The sequence below is a fragment of the Amycolatopsis sp. SID8362 genome (assembly GCF_010550475.1).
GTDB classification, from domain to species: Bacteria; Actinomycetota; Actinomycetes; order Mycobacteriales; family Pseudonocardiaceae; genus Amycolatopsis; species Amycolatopsis eburnea.
The window spans coordinates 1-3,588 of the sequence record NZ_JAAGNB010001119.1 but is presented as its reverse complement, the minus strand read 5'-3'; the positions used below and the strand labels follow the sequence as shown (position 1 = coordinate 3,588).

Annotated in this window: 4 protein-coding genes; 3 read left to right on the top strand and 1 reads right to left on the bottom strand. The window is 72.9% G+C overall.

All coding sequences use genetic code 11. The features are described from left to right. From G3I65_RS35135 to G3I65_RS35125, 3 genes are all read left to right on the top strand, one after another. Positions 1-1,362: tetratricopeptide repeat protein (locus G3I65_RS35135; protein WP_160699916.1), on the top strand; the 1,362-nt coding region annotated here is incomplete at its 5' end. 101 nt (positions 1,363-1,463) lie between these two features. Continuing rightward, positions 1,464-2,369 (top strand): VCBS repeat-containing protein, encoded by a 906-nt coding sequence (locus tag G3I65_RS35130; RefSeq protein ID WP_160699915.1) that lies wholly within the window; start codon positions 1,464-1,466, stop codon positions 2,367-2,369. A gap of 77 nt (positions 2,370-2,446) precedes the next feature. Beyond that, positions 2,447-3,259: a PHB depolymerase family esterase gene (locus G3I65_RS35125; protein ID WP_309235886.1), complete on the top strand. Its 813-nt coding sequence runs from the start codon at positions 2,447-2,449 to the stop codon at positions 3,257-3,259. A 7-nt stretch (positions 3,260-3,266) separates the two neighbouring features. Here the strand turns inward: G3I65_RS35125 and G3I65_RS35120 are convergent. Further along, positions 3,267-3,588, bottom strand: a 322-nt coding sequence (locus tag G3I65_RS35120) for a helix-turn-helix transcriptional regulator (RefSeq protein ID WP_203612604.1), incomplete at its 5' end; no start/stop codon positions are given.

The following is a 3,588-nucleotide window of genomic DNA, read 5'->3' as shown; positions in this document are numbered from 1 at the left end:
GCGCTGACGATCCTGGGCGCCCGCCTGGCCGACCAGCCCGGCCTGCCGCTGCGCGCGCTCGCCCAGCGGCTGCGCGACGCCCGGCTCGACACCATCGACTCGGGCGAGCCCGGCGTGAACGTCCGCACCGTGTTCTCGTGGTCGTACCAGGCGCTCAGCCCGGCCGCGGCGACGCTGTTCCGGTTGCTGAGCCTGCACCCCGGCCCCGACTTCAGCGCGGCCGCCGCGACCTCGATCGCCGCGGGCAACGCCGACCGCCTGCTCGACGAGCTGACCCGGGTGCACCTGCTGGAGCACCGGCCGGGCGGCCGGTACGGCTTCCACGACCTGACGCGGTTGTACGCGCTGCAGGACCCGCCACCGGACCGGGACGCGGCGGTGCTCCGCATGCTGGACCACTACCTGCGCACCTGCGTCGCCGCCGAAGCCCACCTCGGCTCGCCCTGGCCGCCGGTCACGCTCGAGCCGCCACAGCCCGGAACGCACCCCGAGCCCATCGCCGACGCCGAGCGAGCCGCCGCGTGGTTCGCCGCCGAGCACGCCGTCCTCGTCACGCTGGTCGAAGACCCGGCCTCACTCGACGCGCACACCTGGCGGCTGGCCCGCTCGCTCGTCACCCACCTGGACCGGGACGGGCACTGGCGCGACTTCGTCAGCACCCAGCGCGCCGGCCTCGCCGCGGCCCGGCACTGCGCCGGCCCCACCGACCAGGCCTACGCCCACCGCCTCCTGGCCCGCGCGCTCATCCGCAGCGGCGAACCGGAAGAAGCCCGCGACCACCTCGACCGCGCGCTGGCGCTCTTCCGCGACGACGCCCTCGGCCAGGCCCACACGAACTACGCGCTCGGCTACCTCGACGTCTGCGCCGGTGACACCGCGAGTGCGTTGCGGCGCACCAAAAGCGCGCTCGCGCTCGCCCGTGCGAGCGGCACCAGGGTCTGGGAAGCCAAGGCACTCAACAACATCGGCTGGTGCCTGCTCGAAGCCGGGCACCACGCCCAGGCCCTGCCCTACAGCCGCCAGGCCCTCGACCTGTTCCGCAGCCTCGACGCGGACCCCGACGGCCAAGCCCACACGCTGGGCTGCCTGGGCGGCGCGCACCTGGGCACCGGCGACCCCGGGCGGGCGCTGGCCTGCTACCTCGAAGCCCTGCACCTGCGGGAAAAGCATCACAACCACTACACGCAGGCGACGACGCTGCGCGAGGTCGCCGCCGTGCACCGCGGCACCGGCGACCACGCCGCCGAACGAACGGCGCTGCGCCTCGCCCTGACCATCCTCGAACGGCTCGACCACACCGAAGCCCGCGCCGTCCGGGAGCAGCTCGAGCGGCTGACCAGCGGCACCGACCAGCAGGCCTGACCCCGCCGGATTTGTCAACCCTCAAAATTGGGGGTTCCCGGGCTCCCCCGCGCCGACGGATCCTCATCGGGTCGAGTTCGTGGACCAAGAGGGGAAACACCATGTGGGGAAAGAAGATCGCCGCGACACTGGGGGTGACGGCGGCCGCGCTCGCGTTCGCCGTCGCGCCCGCCCAGGCCGCGGCCGGGAACGCGGACCTGCTGTGGCACAACCCGAGGACCGGTGAGCTGGGCGCCTGGCTCACCGACGGGCACGGCACGGTGGTCAAGGACAACCGGTTGTCCTGGAAGTGCGGTCCCGACTGCGCGAACCAGTGGCGCGTGGTCGGCGGAGGCGACTTCAACAACGACTACACCTCCGACGTGCTCTGGCACAACGCCACGACGGGCGAGCTGTCCGCGTGGATCCTGGACGGCAATGGGAACGTCACCAAGGCGCTGTCCCTCGACTGGCGGTGCGGCCCGGAGTGCGCGAACCAGTGGAAGGCCGTCGCCATCGGGGACTTCAACGCCGACAACAAGTCCGACGTCGTCTGGCACAACGCCACCACCGGCCAGCTGAGCGTGTGGCTGCTCGACGGGAACGGGCACGTGCTCGGCAACCCGGACCTCTCGTGGAAGTGCGGGCCCACCTGCGCGAACCAGTGGAAGGTCGTCGGGGCCGGCGACTTCAACAAGGACGGCTTCGACGACCTGTTGTGGCACAACGCCACCAACGGCGAGGTGTCCGCGTGGCTGGCCAACGGCAAGCAGACGGTGACCGGCGAGCTGAAGCTGTCGTGGAAGTGCGGGCCCGACTGCGCGAACCAGTGGAAGATCGTCGGGGTCAACGACTTCAGCAACGACTTCAACACGGACGTCGTGTGGCACAACGCCACCACCGGTGAAGTCTCGGTCTGGACGCTGGACGGCCACGGCGGGGTGACCGGCGATCCGCGCCTGTCCTGGAAGTGCGGCCCCGGCTGCGCGAACGACTGGAAGGCCGTCGCCACCGGCAACTTCGGCTGATCCCGGCGGGCCCGGCGCTTCCCCGGCAGGGGGTGGGAAGCGCCGGGCCCGCTCCACCGTCGACGAGAGGGTCACCCGTGTTCCGCAGTCTGCTCATCGCCTTGCTGTGCCTCGGTTCGGTCCTCATCGGACCGGCCACCGCGTCCGCGGAAGGATGCGGGTCGGCACCCACTTCGGGGACGGTCGCCCGGGAAGCGGCGGGCCGGCCCTACCACGTGAACGTGCCGCCCGGCCTGCCCGGCTCCCCGGTACCGCTGGTGCTCAGCCTCCACGGCGCGCTGCAGCCGTACGCCGTGCACGAACGGGAGACGGGGTGGTCGGCGGCCGCCGCCGGCCGGCACTTCATCGTCGCCTACCCGTCGGCCGCGGCCGGGCTGGTGTGGGACGCCGCCCAGCGCTCCGGCGACGTCGCCTACCTGCGCGCGGTGGTCGATGACGTTTCCCGGACCTGGTGCGTCGATCCGCACCGGGTCCACGTCGAGGGTTTTTCCAGCGGTGCCAACATGTCCGCGCGGCTGGCGTGCGACGCCCCGGCGGTGTTCGCTTCGGTGGCCGCCTACGCGGGCGTGTCACCTTCGTTCACCGGCAGCCCGTGCGAGCCGGCGCGGCCGATCTCGGTGGGCTTGTTCCACAGCGACGCCGACTTGATCAGCCTGCCCCCGCTCGCCGTGGCCCACCGCGACGAATGGCTCCGGCGGGACGGCTGCCCGGTCACGCCGGTGACCGAGCCGGGTGTCCCGGTCGAGGCGTCCGCCTACGGCCCGTGCCGCGCGGGCGTCCAGGTGGTCTGGCGGGTCTACCACGGCAGTCACTTCTGGCCGGCCGGCGGCGACCGGGCCGACATCGCCGACCGGATGTGGGCCTTCTTCCAGCGCAACCCGCTCCCGTGAGCCCCGTTCACCGGGAGAGCACCGCCGCGAGCTCGTCCCGGCCCGCTCCGCCCGTCTTGCGGTAGACGGCCTTGAGGTGCTCGTTCACGGTGTGCACCGAAACCTCCAGCAGCCGGGCGATCTGCTTCGCCGGGATGCCCTCGCGGAGGTGCGCCAGGACGGCGCGCTCCCGCCCGGTGACGCCGTACCAGGACGCCAAGGCCGGCAGCAGCTCGCGGCCGGCCTGCTGGACGAGCACGGCCACGTCGCCCCGGCCGTCGGCATCGAGGGCCTGCCCGTGGACGCTGACCCAGCGCCCGGCGTAGGCCGAGGGGAGGCAGGCCACCGGG